This window comes from Streptomyces sp. NRRL S-337, from assembly GCF_000720175.1.
Taxonomy (GTDB): Bacteria; Actinomycetota; Actinomycetes; order Streptomycetales; family Streptomycetaceae; genus Streptomyces; species Streptomyces siderophoricus.
This window is the reverse complement of record NZ_JOIX01000101.1, coordinates 23,130-39,346: the sequence shown is the minus strand read 5'-3', so window position 1 is coordinate 39,346 and position 16,217 is coordinate 23,130. Positions and strand designations below refer to the sequence as shown.

At 72.7% G+C, this 16,217-nt stretch carries 10 protein-coding genes; 4 read left to right on the top strand and 6 right to left on the bottom strand.

The genetic code is table 11. The features are described from left to right. Nucleotides 1-602: 602 nt before the first annotated feature. Nucleotides 603-3,008, top strand: coding sequence for a hypothetical protein (locus IG62_RS46810; RefSeq protein ID WP_063755426.1), 2,406 nt, complete (start codon nt 603-605; stop codon nt 3,006-3,008). Between the two features lie 427 nt (nt 3,009-3,435). Continuing rightward, nucleotides 3,436-4,725, top strand: coding sequence for a hypothetical protein (locus IG62_RS0137400; RefSeq protein WP_420711171.1), 1,290 nt, complete (start codon nt 3,436-3,438; stop codon nt 4,723-4,725). A gap of 750 nt (nt 4,726-5,475) precedes the next feature. Here IG62_RS0137400 and IG62_RS0137395 read toward each other — a convergent pair. Continuing rightward, nucleotides 5,476-6,351, bottom strand: a complete 876-nt coding sequence (locus IG62_RS0137395) for an alpha/beta fold hydrolase (RefSeq protein ID WP_030814398.1) — start codon at nt 6,349-6,351, stop codon at nt 5,476-5,478. 1,327 nt (nt 6,352-7,678) lie between these two features. After that, nucleotides 7,679-8,371: a metal-dependent transcriptional regulator gene (locus IG62_RS0137390; RefSeq protein WP_030415691.1), complete on the bottom strand. Its 693-nt coding sequence runs from the start codon at nt 8,369-8,371 to the stop codon at nt 7,679-7,681. A 372-nt stretch (nt 8,372-8,743) separates the two neighbouring features. On the opposite strand from IG62_RS0137390, the gene IG62_RS0137385 reads away from it, so the two are divergent. Continuing rightward, nucleotides 8,744-9,511 carry an SIS domain-containing protein gene (locus IG62_RS0137385; RefSeq protein ID WP_030814395.1) on the top strand — a complete coding sequence of 256 codons (768 nt, stop codon included), beginning with the start codon at nt 8,744-8,746 and terminating at the stop codon, nt 9,509-9,511. A gap of 165 nt (nt 9,512-9,676) precedes the next feature. Here IG62_RS0137385 and IG62_RS0137380 read toward each other — a convergent pair whose 3' ends face one another. Together IG62_RS0137380 and pdxH are read right to left on the bottom strand one after the other, a co-directional pair. Beyond that, nucleotides 9,677-11,359 carry a PAS domain-containing protein gene (locus IG62_RS0137380; RefSeq protein ID WP_030814391.1) on the bottom strand — a complete coding sequence of 561 codons (1,683 nt, stop codon included), beginning with the start codon at nt 11,357-11,359 and terminating at the stop codon, nt 9,677-9,679. Between the two features lie 539 nt (nt 11,360-11,898). Further along, complete coding sequence (gene pdxH / locus IG62_RS0137375) at nt 11,899-12,621, bottom strand: pyridoxamine 5'-phosphate oxidase (protein ID WP_030415694.1); 723 nt, start codon at nt 12,619-12,621, stop codon at nt 11,899-11,901. Between the two features lie 442 nt (nt 12,622-13,063). Between pdxH and IG62_RS0137370 the strand changes: the two genes are divergently transcribed. Beyond that, nucleotides 13,064-14,167, top strand: coding sequence for a citrate synthase 2 (locus tag IG62_RS0137370; RefSeq protein WP_030814387.1), 1,104 nt, complete (start codon nt 13,064-13,066; stop codon nt 14,165-14,167). Between the two features lie 558 nt (nt 14,168-14,725). Here the strand turns inward: IG62_RS0137370 and IG62_RS0137365 are convergent. After that, entirely contained in the window at nt 14,726-15,364 is a 639-nt protein-coding gene (locus IG62_RS0137365; protein WP_030814385.1) for a TetR/AcrR family transcriptional regulator, read from the bottom strand. Beyond that, nucleotides 15,352-16,122 carry an enoyl-CoA hydratase family protein gene (locus IG62_RS0137360; protein WP_030814382.1) on the bottom strand — a complete coding sequence of 257 codons (771 nt, stop codon included), beginning with the start codon at nt 16,120-16,122 and terminating at the stop codon, nt 15,352-15,354. Before IG62_RS0137360 ends, IG62_RS0137365 begins: the two co-directional genes overlap by 13 nt. Nucleotides 16,123-16,217 lie beyond the last annotated feature (95 nt).

Here is a 16,217-nt window from a genome sequence, read left to right as displayed (position 1 = left end):
CCCCCCGCCCCCTCCCCCGAAGGGGGAGAGGGGGAGGGGGCGGGGGAAGCCCCGGCGTCGCCTCGGGGCCCCAGCGTCGCCTCGGGCGAGACCGGCCTGCCGGCGTCGCCGCAGGCAAGGCCAAGCCCCAACGCCGCCGCGGGCGAGCCAGCCGGTCGATGCCCCCACCGCGCTCGGGCGGCCCGTCACGTTGCCGCTGCCTCGGGCAGCCGTCGTGTTGCCGCTGCCTCGGGGAGCCGCCGTGTTGCCGCTGGGCGCGAGCCGCTGGCCGACCGCAGGAAGGCGGTCGTGGCTCACCGCCCTCCCCGCTGAACTGCCTCCAAGTACGCAAAATCGCGTGATCGCGCGCGGTGGAGATCCCAGCGCCTGTGGCTCGTTGACGGGCTCGTTGACGGGCTCGCTGGCGGGCTCGTTGACGGGCTCGCTGGCGGGCTCGCTGGCGGGCTCGTTGGCAGGTGCGCCCGCGGCCTCATCGGTGGGGCGAGGCACGGCCTTCAGAAGGCGGCGGGGCGCGACGACTGGGGCTGGTCGTGAAGTTATCCACAGGGTGCAGCGGGCGACGGGCGGGGGCGGTAGCTTCATGGCATCGACAGGAACGAGGGGTGGTGGGGGCGGTGCTGCGCGCCGGAGTTGTGCTGGTCATGGGCTGGTTGGCGGTGCTGTTCTGCGCCGGTGCGGTGCAGGCCTCGTCGGGTGGTGCCGATACCCCGACGCAGACTGCTTATCTCGCCGGGCAGTTGCGCAAGGACCCGGTCTTCATCAGCGACCAGATCCCGCGCGCGGTACCCCGGTCGACCGCGCCGGACTTCGCCAAGGAAGCCCAGCGGCTGGGCGTTCCGACGTACGTCATGGTTCTGCCGAACACCCACTACGGCTCCGAGGCCACCGGCCTGCTCGCCGGGGTCCATGACCGGCTGGGCCGCAAGGGCCTGTATGTGACGCTGAGCCCCACCGGTCTGGACGCGGTGCAGACGTACGGGGTGAGCCTCCCCGGCGCCGAGGACGCGAGCCGGGCGACGCTGTACGAGCTGCCGTACGACGCCACCCCCCGCGAGGTGTTCCGTCATTTCGTCGACGTGCTGACCTCCGGCCATGCGCATCAGCGAGCCGAGGCGGCATACGCCAAATACGGCGGCTCGGTGGACGAGTTGCCTCTCCTGCACACCGACCAGACCGCCCGCAAGGACCAAAGCTTCGCGACCGGCCTCGCCGTCACCGGCATCCCGCTGACGGCCCTGCTGCTCACCCTGTACGCCTTGCGGCGCCGCCGGGTACGGCGCGCTGAGGCGGCAGGCGATCCCCTGAGCCCCGGCAGGGGGCCCGGCCCACCCAAGAGGACGGCATTTGCGAAGCGAAGCCCGGCCGGGAGCAGGCCGAAGGGCACGCGGGGAAACAAGACGGGAAGCAAGACGGCAAGCAAGTCGGGAAGCAAGACGCGGAGCGATAAGGGCGGCCCTGGAGGGAGCGCGTCCGGGCAAGGCGCGAAGACGAGGGGCGTCGAGGAATCGGGCGGGCGGCGTGTGAGGATGCTGCCGCTGGTGGCGGCGGCTGTAGTCCTGGGCAGCCTGGTCGCGTTCACCGCATCCCAGGTTTTTGACGACACCGCCAGTGGGGATGGTTCACGTCCCACCGCCGCCGATATGCGGGCGAGGATCGATCGCGTGGCCTCGGGGCTGCGCCGTGACCCGTTGTACGTCGATCCCGAGAGCCCACCCGCACTGGACGCCGTCGAGCGCGCCCATCTGCGCGCGAAGCTGCGGGCGCTGCGCATGCCGGTGATGATCGCCGCCGTCTCCAGCAATCCGGACGACGAGTCCGACGGCCAGAAGGACCTGCTGGTCAAGACGCTGCACGACCGGTTGCACCGCAATGCCCTGATCGTGCTGGCCGAGCCCTCGGACGGCGGGATCGAGGTCGTCAACTACGGCACGCGCGTGGACCCGGCGTATCTGATGAACCGGCCGCACAACCTGGCGTACCCCGAGTCCGCCGACCCGGCGCTCGGCCGTCGTCTCGATCAGCTGCTGACGTACCTCGGTAAGGCTCCGACCGCCAAGTCGGATGCCCCCCAGTCGGATCCCCTGGCCTACGACCCGCCGCCTGCGGTCGATCCGGTCAAGGAACAGGCGCTGCCCGGCCTGTTCACCGGGGACTTCCATCCCGGCCTGGTGCTCGGCGTCTTCGCTGCGCTCCTGGTCACGGGGCTGGTGGCAGCCGGTTGCGGGACGATACGCGTGATCGTGAGGGCTCGACGGCGGCGCTACGGCGCGGGGGGCGGCTCTGGGGCCGCCCATGGTCCGCATGCTCCGGAGCGGCCTTCCTTGGGGTGGCTGCGGCGGGCCGCCCGCCATGACCTCGACGCCCTCACCGCAGTGCTGGAACAAGCGACCGTGCTGGAACCGATGACCGCCCTGGAAGCGACAGTGGGAGCGCCGGAATCGATGGCTGCGCTGCCGGCGGAGGCCCAGCGCCGAGCGTGGGAGTGCCTGGACGCGGCGGCGTTGCTGATCGACGGGGACAGCGACGGCCGGATCGACGCGGATGCGACCCCGGCCGTGCTCGCCTGCGCCATCGTGCTGGCCCGCGCGGGCCGCACGGCGATCGACGAGCCGGCCGCGGCCCGCCACGTCTGCCACCGCAATCCGCTGCACGGCACCGCCCGTAAGCGCACGGAGATACGCCCGGCCGGCAGCAGCCCCGGCGGCACCCCCAGCAGCACCACTCGCAGCACCGCCGGCGCGGCCGGCACTCGCGGCACCAGCGGTCCCACCGGCACTCGCCCCGCTGCCGGCAGGACCCGTGCCGGGAGCAGCATGTGGTCGCTGCCGGTGTGCAAGGGGTGCCGGGTGACGCCTGGGGCCGTGCTGCGGCTGCGGTCCCAGGAGAGCAACGGGCGCGGAGCGTACGTCCCGTATGCCACCCTGCCCGGGCCGCTGGCCACGCTCGCCGACGGCGCCGAAATAGATCAACTCACCCGCGATGTACGGGAGTACTTCGGTGTGCACTGACCCTCGCGATCCTGCCGGCGCGACCCGACGACAGAACCGGACCGCTCAACGCCGCGACGGGACCGCCCACCGACACGACCGGATCGCCCAACGCCGCGACCGGATAACTCAGCGACGCGACCGGATAACTGAACAACGTGGCCTGCCCGCTCATCAGCCGGGCCAGGCTGTCCAGCCGAGCCAGGCCGCCCAGCGGGGCCAGGCAGCCCAGCCTAGCCAGGCCGCCCAGCTGCGGGATCCGAGCGGCCGACCCGACGCCATCCGGGACGCACGGCCAGGCACCATGGCTCCCCGGCCAGTCGCCCCGGCCGCACTGCCGAGCCGCCAGGCGGCCCGCCGGCTGTGGCCCGCGCTCGCGCTCACGCTCGGGATGTCAGCCGCCACCCTGCTGTACGGTGCGGCCGCACCTGCCATGGCCACACCCGCCATGACCACGTCCGCCGTGGCCACGTCCACTGGGGCCACGAGCACTGTGGCCGCGCCCGCTGCCGCCACGGGGCTGGTGGGGCTGGCCGGCCACGGCCCGGCCAGCCCGGGGAAGAAGATCGCGGAGGCGCTGCGGGGTTCGCCCGTGTATGTGGATCCCTCGCTGGCGACGGCCGTTGACGCGGCGCAGAAGCGGGAGCTGGTCGCGCAGATCAAGGAGACCAAGCTGCCGATCCGCGTCGTGCTGGTGCCGCTGGTCGAGGGTGACAGTTGGGGCGGCAAGCCCGAGCAGCTCGCCGAGGTGGTGCACGACCGGATGGGCGGCGGCCCGTCCATCCTCATCACGCTCGGGGATCTGCCCGACGATATCGCCGCCCGGGAATGGCCCGAAGGCGCCCACCAGGCGATGCACGCCGCCGCGGCCGTCTTCTTCCAGGACGACATGAAGGGCGCGGGGCTGGCCAAGCGCATCTCCCGGGCGATCGGCATCATCAAGGCGGGCAACGGCGACAAGGTGTATGAGAAGGCCACAGCCAGCCTCAACACGCCGAAGCCCACGCCGTCGGGTGCGGCCGACGGGACGGGCAAGAGCGCTGCCTCCCGTGCGGGGAGCGGCGGGTCTCCTCTCGTACGGCTCCTGAGCCTGGTCGTCGGGCCGGTGTTGCTGCTGGCCGCGGCGGGGATGTTGCTGCGCCGGCGTTCGCGGCTGCGTGATCTCACGACGCCGTTCGCGCTGCCGCGCTCGGTCTTCGCCGCCGCCCGGCAGGCCGACGAGGCCGGGCTGCGTGACCGGGCCAGTGAGGAGGTCGTGCGCCTGGGTGAGGAGGCACATGCCGCGCAGGGCGATCCGGCGGCCGTCGAGCGGGCCCTCGATGCGTACGCCGCGGCCGGTACGGTCCTGGACCGGGCGGGCAGAGTCGTCGACCTGGCCGGGGTTTTTGCGCTGGTCGCCGAGGGCCGGGCGGCGCTGTCCAAGGCTCCGGCGACCCTCCCGCTGTGCTTCTTCCACCCGCTGCACGGTCCTGCCGTGCGCCGCATACCCTGGCGGCCGCTGGGCCGTCGTGAGCAACTGCGGGTGGCTGCCTGTGAGACGTGCCTGCGCGCGGTACGGACCCGGCGCGCCCCCGAAGTGCTCACCGACCGGCGGGACGGCCGGCCGGTCCCGTACTTCGAGATACCCGCCGAGGACAGCCTCTGGGCGGCCACCGGGTACGGCTCGCTGCTGAGCGGGGACGGTGACTCGCTCACCGGGCGGGTCCAACGCGGTGACTTCACCCGCACGTTGGGCTGACCGATCCTGGATCACCGCCGCCGGCCGGGCAGGAAGCGACCAGCCACGTCCGGGCGTCCGCCCCCGTACGTGGCCAGGGAAAACTGCCGTGGCTTTATCAAGGCAGGTGCGCGCCGAGACTAGTCATCCAGCAATTGGAGAGAAAGTGCGGCTAACGCCGCGAATGCATTGCACCCACACTTTGACCGCACCTCGACTGAGCCACGACTGAGCCACGACTGAGCCACGACTGCGCCTCGGCCGCGCCTCGACTACACCTCGACCTTTTCGAGAAATTGGCGCGAAATCGTCGAAGTTGATTGCGCGAACCGCTGCCAGAATCGTTTCGCCGAAACCGTGTGCACGGCCTTACATTTGAGCGCTGACGAAGGCGGCGCGAGCGCTGCCGTCAGGGCCCGGCGAACGGCTGGCGCTGCCGGGTGGCGGCCGACCTGCCCTCCGGCAGCATCTCGCCAAGTCGGCCAGCGTCCTTTCCGGCCTCACCCCCTCTCCGCACGCGCCTGCACATGCGCATGCGCCACGGCCCTGTTGCCAGAGGCCGTGGCGCACCCCCGCCACCCGCGTCTGCCGCCTGCCGCCTGCCGCCTGCCGCCTGCCGCCTGCCGCCTGCCGCCTGCCGCCTGCCGAGTGATCGTGGCGCACGCGTCGGCTCTTTATGGCCGGGCGCACCGGTCCGTTTATGGCCGGGTGCGCCCGGTCGCGGGCGGTGTTGCTCGCGGCCGCGCCGGTCTCTTGCAGGCGAGCCCCCGGTCAAGCCGGCAACGTCGCGGCCTGGAGGAAGGGCTCGATGGCGGCGCACCATGCGTCGGGCTTTTCCCAGGGGAGGAGGTGTCCGGCGTCGGGAATTTCGGCGTAGGCGCCGCGCGGTAGGACGCGGACCATCTCCTGGGCCTCGGCGCGGCCCAGTTCGGCGTCCAGGCCGCGTACGACGAGGGCCGGGCAGGGCACCTGGGCGAGCTCTTCCCAGTGGGCGTCATGGACCCAGGTCTCGCGGGCGGTGAGCATCTGACGCCGGGAGAACACCGGGCGCCAGCCGTCGGCGCGCTCGGCCATCACCTCGGCGAAGAACTCGCCGCGGGCCGGGCGCGGCCGCTCCAGCGTCGGATCGTCCTCGCCGAACCACTTGCGGACATCCGCGAGCGTGGCGAACGGCACCGGCCAGGAGCGGAACCACTCGGTCCACTCGTGCTGCGAGGCCGCGCCCAGTGCGGAGGCCCGCATATCGCAGATCACCAGCGCACTGACCAGGTCCGGGCGCCGGGCCGCTAATTGCCACGCCGTCAGCGCACCCATGGCATGGCCGACGAGGGCGACCGGGGCCAGGTCGAGTTGCTCGATGGCCGCGATGGCGTCCTGGACGTACGCCTCGCGGTCGTACGGCCCGTCGGCGGGCTTCTCGCTGCGGCCGTGGCCCCGCTGGTCCAGGGCGACCGGGCGGTGCCGGGCGCTCAGCCGGCGGGCGGTGTCCGCCCAGTGTGAGGCGCGGCCCATCAGACCATGGAGCAGCAGCACGCCGGGCCGCTGCTCGCCCCCTTCCAACCCGCCGTCATTCTTGGGCGGGTCGGTGAATTCCCAGGCGGCGAGTCTTACGCCGTCGGCCCCTGTCACATCGATGCGCCGCACCATGTGCTCTGGCACCCCCAATCGTCCCTTGAGCAGCTCCACACTATCGAACCCCTATTCGAACGCACCGTTCCAGCGCCCAACACCCCTCGTTCGAGTGACCTCCCTCAAGGATTGGTCGCGCTCGTCACGGGGAGACATCTGCCGGGAGGCGGGCCCTACCGGGAAGGGGGCCCGTGGGGGAAGACCCTGAGAGCTCGGGGCTCCGGGTCTTGGGTGGGGGACATGGGGAGGCAGGGCCCCGGCTGCTCGCAGCGCCGGGGCCCTGACCGTCCCGCACTCAGTGGATGCATCCAAGCCCCCTCCCCGGCCAGGACAGGCCCTCGCAGGGCCATGCGTCAGGGTGACACGCAACCGGCCGAACCGCACGGATTCGCACAAGTCCGTTCAACGGGCAATCACTTGACGAGACCGCCAGACAGCGCATCAGCGCAGCTCAGCGGACTCATGAAGGAAGACGACGGCGGGGGGAGGGGAGGAAAAATCGGGGAGCTCGGGGAGGATCTCGAGAAGGGCGCGGAGGGGGACTTACGGGGAGGGGCGAGCGCGCGCCCGGCCTGCGGAGAGCGCCGTGTCCTACGAGATTCAGGAGATGCGGTGAGGGTTCGGTGCTCCGCGGTGGGGAGTCGCGGGGAGGGACTGATCGGGCGCGTGCGGGGCGGGATGCGCCCCGCCCCTGGCCCCCGCCGGTCCTAGGCGCCCGCCAGCCCTCGGCACCCGCCAGCCCTCGGCACCCGCCAGCCCTCGGCGCCCGCCAGCCCTCGGCACCCGCCGGTGCTCGGCCCCCGCCGTAACGGGCCGCACCTCCGCCACCGGCCCCACAGGAGCCACGCCGCACCGAGACGGCCCACGGAAACGGCCCGCCGAGCCAACCCACCGAAGGCACCGAAGCCACCGAAGGCCGCCGACGCAGCTCGCCAAGACGGCCACACAAAAGGCCCGCTGAAACCGCCCGCTGGCCCAGCCACCCAAAGCCCGCCGAACCGGCCCGTCGAGGCAGCCACCGAAAGCCCCGCACGCCCGGCGCGCCCGGCACGCCGTCGAACCGGCCCGCCCAGACAGCCCACCCAATCGAAGCGCCGAAGCGACCCGCCAAAACGGTCCGTCAAGACAGCCCGTCGAGAGAGCCCGTCAAGACAGCCCGTCCGGGCAGCCGGTCGAGGCAGCCCGTCGAAACGATCCGCTGAACCGCCGCCCAGAAAGCGCGCTGAACGGGCCCACCAAGACAGCCCGCACACACAGCCACCGAAACGGTCCGCCGGAACGGCTGTCGTAACAGTCGGTCCCGAGGTCTGTCGAAACGGGCGGTCGGGAGTCCGCCCAGATGGTGTCAGCGCTTGGCGACGAAGACGTGGGAGGCGATGTCGGAGGTCAGTTCGGCGGCCTCGCCACTGCTGCCGACCAGGACGCCCGCCGGCGACTCCGTCACGCTCACCACGGCACCCGGCTGCACCCCCGCGCGGCGGAGCGTGTACATCAGCTGGGCGTCCGCCTGGATCGGCTCGCCGATACGGCGCACCACGGCCGTCTTGCCGTCCGCCCCGGCGTCCAGGTCCATCAGGCTCACCATGCCCGCGTCCAGGAACGGGTCGGCCTCGGCCTTCTCCCCCAGCTCCTCCAGGCCCGGGATGGGGTTGCCGTACGGCGACTCCGTCGGGTGCCGCAGCAGCTCCACGACGCGACGCTCGACCGCCTCGCTCATCACGTGCTCCCAGCGGCACGCCTCGGCGTGCACCTGCTCCCATTCGAGCCCGATGACGTCGACGAGCAGGCACTCGGCGAGGCGGTGCTTGCGCATCACCCGCGTCGCCAGCCGCCGGCCCTCCTCCGTCAGCTCCAGATGGCGGTCGCCGGCGACCGTCAGCAGTCCGTCGCGCTCCATGCGGGCGACCGTCTGGCTCACCGTCGGGCCGCTCTGTTCGAGCCGCTCCGCGATGCGGGCGCGCATGGGCACCACACCTTCCTCCTCCAGTTCGAGGATGGTGCGGAGATACATCTCCGTGGTGTCGATAAGTCCGGACATGCGTGCCCCTCGATGTGTGGTGCGGTGGCCCTGGACTCAATTCTGACGCATCCCACTGACATCGGTGCCTCCTCGTCCGCCCACCGGACCCTCACGGTGGTATGGCCCCGCCGTATTGACAGGGCACTGGTCCAGACCGCAACGTGATCCGCGCCACTGATCACGAGTGGTCGGGATGGGCGTAACGGTGAGGGAGACGCGGGGCTGCCCGGACGGTGACAGGCGGCCTGCCGTCCACAACCCGCAGGCCACAGCACAGCACAGCCACAGCCACAGCACCCCACCGCACCGCACCGCACCGCACCGCACCGCACCGCACCGAGAGCAACGAGAACGCACACGAGACCCCCAGGAGAGGGAGGGCCCGCGGCAATGGCTGACAGCGACCGCAGTGACCGGCTGGCCGGGACGTACTTCGACGCCGCGATCGAGCTGCTGCGGCAGGTCCGCGACGAGGAGGGCGAGCGGATCACCGCAGCCGGGCGGCTGATCGCGGACACCGTAGTGGCGGGCGGCCGGGTCTTCTCGTTCGGCGCCGGGCACTCCTCGCTGCCCGCGCAGGACACGGTCTACCGTGCGGGCGGCCTGGCGATCATGAACCTGCTCTCCGTCCCGGGGGTCGTCGGCGTCGACGTACGACCGGCGACGCTCGGCAGCGCACTGGAGCGCGTCGACGGGCTGGCGGCGGCCGTATTGGACACCAGCCCGCTGAAGGCCGGTGACGTGCTGGTGATCATCTCGCTCTCGGGGCGCAACGCGCTCCCCGTGGAGATGGCGATGAACGCCCGGGCCCTCGGCATCAAGGTCATCGGCGTGACGTCGGTGGCGTACGCGACGGCCACCAAGTCCCGGCACGCGTCGGGCGGCTTCCTGAAGGATCACTGCGACCTCGTCCTGGACAGCCGGATCCCGGTGGGCGACGCGGAACTGACGCTGCCGGGCATCGACGCGCCGTTCGCTCCGGCCTCGACGGTCGTCACCAGCGCGATCATGCAGGCCGTGGTGGCGACCGCGGCGGGCACGCTCGCCGAGCGGGGCATCGACCCGCCGTTGTTGCGCTCCGGCAACGTCGACGGCGGCCACGACTGGAACGCCCGGGTGATGGGCGACTACGCGGACCGGATCTTCTACCGGACCTGAAACGAACGGGTACCGGACCTCAGACGAACCGGTACCGGACGCCGAAGCCCGCAAGCCTGTCAGCAGACCCGGGCCCGAACCGATCAGCAGCTCCGCTCGCCCGAGCCGGCCTGGTCCGGTCCGAACCGATCAGCAGCACCCTGCGCCCGAGCCGGTCCGGTCCGGTCAGCAGGACGACGCGCCCGCGAGGTCCAGTGCCGCGGCGATGCGGGCCGCGACCTCCTCCGCGTACTCGGCGTCCGCGCGGTCGAAGGGGCGGCGCGCGGGCGACCGCAGGAACGTCAGCACCCCGAGCGTCCGGCCGCGGCTACGCAGCACCACGCACAGGCCGTGCACGGTGCCGTCCGGCCAGTGGCGGGCCGCCGCCCAGCTCTCGGGCGCGGCGGCACCGGCGCTCGTACGGACCGAACCGCGCCGCTCGTACGCCTGGAGCGCCGGGTGGCCCGGGACGTAGGGCACGGGGATGCCGGTCGCCGTGAGCGCCACGCAGGGCCCCGGGGAACCGGCCGGGGAGGCCAGCGTCCGCACCAGGCCGCACGGCGCCCCGGACCTCCTCTCTCCTACGGGCTCCGCGCCCCCCACACCCGCTCGCCCGTACTCCCCGCCCCCAACGCCCTCACCCCTGGGCTCCGCGCCCCCAACGCCCGCTCCTCCGGGCTCCCCGCCTCCCTGGCCCTCTCCATCTCCCTCTCCCCCGGGCCCGTGCCCCCCGTCACGGCTCTCGCGCGCGCCGTCCGTCCCGCATCTGTCCTGGGGCCCCCACGCGCCGTCCGTCTCGCCCCTGCCCTGGGGCCCCCACGCGTCGTCGATCTCGTACGTGTCGTCCGCGGTGACCGTCCCGTACGGGGCCGGGGCGGGCATTGTGGCCAGGTCGACCAAGCCGTGGTCGGCGAAGCCCGCCAGGGCGAAGTCGAGGTGGACCGCGGCCGCCTCGGACGGGTCCGGGCACTCCGCGGCCGCCCGGCCGGCGCGGTGCAGCTGGTGGGCCCGGAAGCGCAGCAGGGAGCCGTCCTGCTCGGCGCGTTTGGCGTCGGTGACGTCCTGGAAGAGCCAGGCGACGCCGAGCGGCACCGGCTCCTCCGCCAGCGGGGAGGCCAGCCGGACGAAACCGCTGCGCCAGCAGCGGCGCGGATGCTCGGCGTCCTCGGAGCGCAGGGTGACCCAGAATTCGGCGACGGCCGGCGGCGCGCCCTCGCCCAGGACGTGCTGCAGGGCGCACTCCAGCTCCTCGGCGCCCTGGTCGAGCAGTTCGCCCAGCGGCCGCCCCAGCAGGGCGGTCCGGCCCACGCCCAGGGTGTGGGCGGCGTGGGCGTTGACGACCGCGGGCCGCAGATCGGCGTCGACCAGCACCACGCCCCACGACGCGTCCTCGAAGAGCGCCTCGCTCAGCGCGATGGAACGCTCCAGGTCGATCTGGACGTGCACCTCGCTGAAGGCGCAGTACGCGCCCGCGACCCGGCCGTCCGGGCCTCGCACCGCCGAGCACTGGGTGCGCACCAGCACCCGGTGGCCGTCCTTGGTCAGCAGGGCGAATTCGTGCACCTGGCGGCCCGGGGAACGCATCGCGGCCGTGAGGGCGGCCTCGATGCCCTGCGCGTCCTCCTTGCGCACCGCCCAGCCGGCCAGGCCCGTACGGCCGACGGCCTCGGCGGCGGTCCAGCCCAGGATGCGCTCGGCCTCGTGGTTCCAGTGGGTGACCGTGCGGTCGGCGGTGAAGGCGACCAGGGCGGCGTCCATACCGTCCAGGAGGGCGGCGAGGAGTCCGGAGTCGTCGGACTCCTCGGTGGCGCGGCGCGGTGGGACCGACGCACCGGACGAAAGACCGGAAGAAGCCGACGAAGCAGTCACTGGCACCCCTCACGAACCCGGCTGCACGTGCCTCACCTGGGCACATTCAACTGGAACGTGACCTGCAACACGCCCGTTTCCCGGAAATCGTTGTTCCCGGAAAAAATCCGTTGTGCCGGGCGGGCCGGCTTCCTAATGTGTGGAGCACACGAGAAGGGAGGTGGTTCGGCAGATGATTTCGCACCGGACGCGTGAGGTGGCTGCGGGCTAGCGGCCCGACGCTTCACCGAAGTGCAGCGCCGGACCAGCGCATACTGCAGATGCGCAGCCGGCCAATCCCAAGCAGTCACCCGACCCGCGGGCTGCCGGTTCGTCCGACCGGCCCTCTGCGCCACCGAGCGCGGAGGAAGCAGCCCGCGGGTCGTCTGCGTTCCGCCCGGGCCGCCGGGGCGGAACGCCGCCGGGCCCGGCGGCATAAGCCGCACGCCAGGAGACGTCAGGCCCCGGGAGACGTCAGGCCGCAGAAAGCAGCAGGCCCCGGGAGACGTCAGGACACAGGAAGCAGCAGACCCCGGGAGACGTCAGGGCGCCAGGAACCGTCAGGGCGCCAGGCGCTCCACGCGCCAGATGATCTCGGCGGCCCCGGTTCCCGTCCCGGCATCGGCCGCCTTCTCGCGTACGTAGCGGAGCCGGTCGTGCAGCCGGTTGTGCCGGCCCTGCCAGAACTCGATCGTTTCGGCCGCGACCCGGTAGCCGCCCCAGTGCGGCGGCGCGGGCACCTGCTCGCCCTCGGGGTAGCGGGCCGCCAATTCCTGGTAGGCCTGCTCCAGTTCGGTGCGCGAGGCGACCGGGGCGGACTGGTCGCTGGCCCAGGCGCCCAGCTGGGAGCCGTGCGGGCGGGTACGGAAGTAGGCGGCGGTCTCGTCGCGGCCGATGCGCTCGGCGGTGCCGGTCACCACGACCTGGCGGGCGAGGGGATGCCAGGGGAACAGCAGCGACACATAGGGGTTTTCAGCCAGTTCGCGGCCTTTGCGGCTGCGGTAGTTCGTGAAGAAGACGAAGCCGCGGTCGTCGAAGCCCTTGAGCAGCACGGTCCGTGAGCTCGGCCGGCCGGCGGCATCCGCGGTCGAGACGACCATGGCGTTGGGCTCGTGCAGACGGGCCACGGTCGCGTCCGTGAACCAGCGCGCGAATTGGTCGTACGGGCTGGCGGCGAGGTCGGACTCGGCGAGTCCCTCGGCGCGGTAGTGCGCCCGCATGGAGGAGGGATCGGGGATCTCGTGATGCGCGTCGGCTGGGTGCACGGCCTCATCTTGCAACATCAGCCGCGGCGCGGTCAGCTGGGAGGGGCGGAAGTCTGCCCCCCGTCGACCAGCCGTAACCCTCCCGTCGGCAAATCGACCAGTGTGCCGGATCTCACGCTTCCCCGCAGGTGGGGGACCCGCCAAAATCATGGCCCGGCCCACTGTGGCCCCCGGACAGGGGGAGCTATCGTGTTCCGTCCGGACTGACGGGACGCAATCACACCTGACGGGACGCACCGCACCTCCGTACCGCACGACACCGCGTCCGCCGGCCCGCGGCCCGACCCACCGCGGGCAGCACCCCGCGTGGCCCAGGCCCTGGCGGGGCATCACCCGGGTGACCGGAACGGACCGCGAGCTGCCCGGCGCAGCCGCGTAACCGCTCCGGCACCGCACCAGACACGACCGCACGGCAGCCGGTCACGGACCGTATGCCGTCCCCATTTTGAGGAGCCGCCTGATGTCCGACTTCGTACCCGGACTCGAGGGAGTTGTCGCGTTCGAGACGGAGATCGCCGAACCGGATAAGGAAGGCGGCGCGCTCCGTTACCGCGGGGTCGACATCGAGGACCTCGTGGGACACGTGTCGTTCGGCAACGTCTGGGGGCTGCTGGTCGACGGCGCCTTCAACCCCGGGCTGCCGCCCGCCGAGCCGTTCCCGATCCCGGTGCACTCCGGTGACATCCGGGTCGACGTGCAGTCCGCGCTGGCGATGCTCGCGCCCGTATGGGGCCTGAAACCGCTGCTGGACATCGACGAGGCGACCGCCCGCGACAACCTCGCCCGGGCCGCGGTCATGGCGCTGTCGTACGTCGCCCAGTCGGCGCGCGGGCAGGGCCTGCCGATGGTGCCGCAGAGGGAGATCGACAAGGCCGAGACGGTCGTGGAGCGCTTCATGAAGCGCTGGCGCGGCGAGCCCGACCCCAAGCACGTCAAGGCCGTCGACGCGTACTGGACCTCGGCCGCCGAGCACGGCATGAACGCCTCCACGTTCACCGCCCGGGTCATCGCCTCCACCGGCGCGGACGTCGCGGCGGCACTGTCCGGCGCGGTCGGCGCGATGTCCGGCCCGCTGCACGGCGGCGCCCCGTCCCGCGTCCTCGGCATGATCGAGGAGATCGAACGGACCGGGGACGCCGCGGCCTACGTCCGGCAGGCGCTGGACAAGGGCGAGCGGCTGATGGGCTTCGGCCACCGCGTCTACCGCGCGGAGGACCCGCGGGCGCGGGTGCTGCGCCGCACCGCGAAGGAACTGGCCGCCCCGCGCTTCGAGGTCGCCGAGGCGCTGGAGAAGGCCGCGCTGGAGGAGCTGCACAACCGGCGCCCGGACCGGGTGCTGGCCACCAACGTCGAGTTCTGGGCGGCGATCGTCCTGGACTTCGCGGAGGTCCCGGCGCACATGTTCACGTCGATGTTCACCTGCGCCCGTACGGCGGGGTGGAGCGCGCACATCCTGGAGCAGAAGCGGACGGGCCGACTGGTCCGGCCGTCGGCCCGGTATGTCGGGCCTGGGGCCCGTAGCCCTCGGGAGATCGCCGGCTTCGAGGGCCTTTCGGCTCGCTGACCACGTAGCTGTCTGCGCTTTGCGGCGCCCCGCACGTACCTGTCTGTCCCGCCGTGGGGGTTGCTCGCCGTTGCGCTTTGCGGCGCCCCGCACGTACCCGTCTGCGGCGTCGCGGGGCGTCTCGCCGTTGCGCCTGCGGTTGGGGGAGGGGAATGCGGTGCGTGGGGGCGGGCGTTGAGGCATGCAAGGGAGCCTGGCTACCCCTACGGGACGGTCGAACAGAACCCGTAAGGGTCGCGAGCGCCCCTCGCAGGGCCTCAACCCAACGGGCTGGGGCGGTATTCCCGACACCCACCGCCAACGCGAGGTGCAGCCGGGACGACGACGCTCACCCCCACCGGCCTCCCACCCCCCACCAACGGGAGGGGACAGACCGGAGGACGAAGTCTGTAGGGCTGTCACCGCACCCGACAAACAAACGCCCGCCGCCAGGCGCAACGGCGAGCGAGTCCCGCGGCGGGACAGCCAAGTACGTACGCGGCGCCGCAAGGCGCAACGGCGAGCAACCCCCGCGGCGGGTCAGCCGACCACGTGGGGCGTCAATGCGACAGCACCGCGTCAACGCGACAGCGCCTCGTCGATGATCTTTGACCATTGCTCCACCACCCGCTCCCGGCGGGCCGAGTCGTCCGTCAGGAGGTTCGCGAGGCCCAGGCCGCGGGCCATGTCGAGCAGGCCCTGCACCGTTTCGCGGACGCCGGGGGCCGACTCGTCCGCGTCGAGCAGGGCCACCGCCGTACGGTGGGCCTCCCGGCCGACGCGGGCCTCCAGGGCGGTGACGCGCTCGCGGAGCTGCTCCTCGTCGGAGGCGGCCACCCACAGGTGCAGGGCCGCCCGGAACAGCGGTCCCGTGTAGAGGCCGACGAGTTCCTCGACGATGATCCAGGTACGGGCGATCGACCCGGCCGGCGGCAGGTTGTGCGCCACCGCCTTCAGGGCGCCCTGCCGTTTCTCCGCGACGTGCTCGACGGCCGCGGTGAAGAGGTCCTCACGGGTGCGGAAGTGGTGCTGGGCGGCGCCCCGGGAGACGCCCGCGCGCTCGGCGACCACGGACACCGTGCTGCCGCTCCAGCCACGCTCGGCGAGGCAGGAGATCGCGGCCTCCAGCAGCTTGCGGCGGGTGGCGCGGCTGCGGTCCTGCTGCGGCTCCTTGCCGGCCTGGGGACGGCCGCCGCGGGCCGGGGTCAGCGCGCCCATGCCGGGGCCCGTCGCTCCAGGAAGGCGGTCATGCCCTCGCGGGCCTCCGCGGAGCCGAAGAGGCGCGCGGACTCCTCCGCCAGCGCGTCGGTGTCGCGGTCGAAGGCGGCCAGTGCCTCCGCGGTGACCAGCCTCTTCGACGCCGCGAGGCCCTGGGGGGAGCCCTTGCGCAGGCCGTCCAGTACGGGGGCCAGGCCGGTGTCGACGTCGTCGGCGGCGAGCGTGACCAGCCCGATCCGGGCCGCCTCCGCCGGGCCGAACTTCTCGCCCGTCAGGTAGTAGCGGCCCGCGGCCCGTGCGTCGATGCGGGGCAGCAGCGGCAGCGAGATGACGGCCGGGGCGAGGCCCAGCCGGGCCTCGGTGAAGGCGAAGGTGGCCGCCGGGCCCGCCACCGCGATGTCGCACGCGCCGAGCAGCCCGAGGCCGCCGGCGCGGACGTGGCCGGTGATCCGGGCGACGACGGGCCGGGGCAGGGCCACGATCGCGCGCAGCAGCCGGGCGAGCTCCAGCGGCCCGTCCTTCGCCGCGCCCGACGTGGCCTCGGACAGGTCCGCGCCGGCGCAGAACGTCGTGCCCGTATGGGTCAGCACGACCGCCCGGGTGCCGTCGTCGGCCGCGGCGTCCGCGAGTGCCCGGTGCAGCTCGGCCACCAGCCGGGCCGAGAGCGCGTTGCGGTTGTGCGGCGAGTCCAGCGTGAGGGTGGTGATGCCGCGCTCGTGGGAGCGCGTCACCAGCGGTGTCACGGGTGCGTCGGTCATCGGGCGGTCGAACTCCTTTCCCAGGCGGGTGCGTTGACGCCGCAGGATGAGGATCTTTCCGGGGACTGTGCGGTAGGGCGGGGCGGGGGACGCTG

What these genes read in the sequence shown, in the direction of transcription:
- IG62_RS0137400 (WP_420711171.1), top strand. Translation starts at nt 3,436, where the DNA reads ATGACCACGTCCGCCGTGGCCACGTCCACTGGGGCCACGAGCACTGTG.
- IG62_RS0137395 (WP_030814398.1), bottom strand. Translation starts at nt 6,351, where the DNA reads ATGGTGCGGCGCATCGATGTGACAGGGGCCGACGGCGTAAGACTCGCC.
- IG62_RS0137390 (WP_030415691.1), bottom strand. Translation starts at nt 8,371, where the DNA reads ATGTCCGGACTTATCGACACCACGGAGATGTATCTCCGCACCATCCTC.
- IG62_RS0137385 (WP_030814395.1), top strand. Translation starts at nt 8,744, where the DNA reads ATGGCTGACAGCGACCGCAGTGACCGGCTGGCCGGGACGTACTTCGAC.
- pdxH (WP_030415694.1), bottom strand. Translation starts at nt 12,621, where the DNA reads ATGTTGCAAGATGAGGCCGTGCACCCAGCCGACGCGCATCACGAGATC.
- IG62_RS0137370 (WP_030814387.1), top strand. Translation starts at nt 13,064, where the DNA reads ATGTCCGACTTCGTACCCGGACTCGAGGGAGTTGTCGCGTTCGAGACG.
- IG62_RS0137365 (WP_030814385.1), bottom strand. Translation starts at nt 15,364, where the DNA reads ATGGGCGCGCTGACCCCGGCCCGCGGCGGCCGTCCCCAGGCCGGCAAG.
- IG62_RS0137360 (WP_030814382.1), bottom strand. Translation starts at nt 16,122, where the DNA reads ATGACCGACGCACCCGTGACACCGCTGGTGACGCGCTCCCACGAGCGC.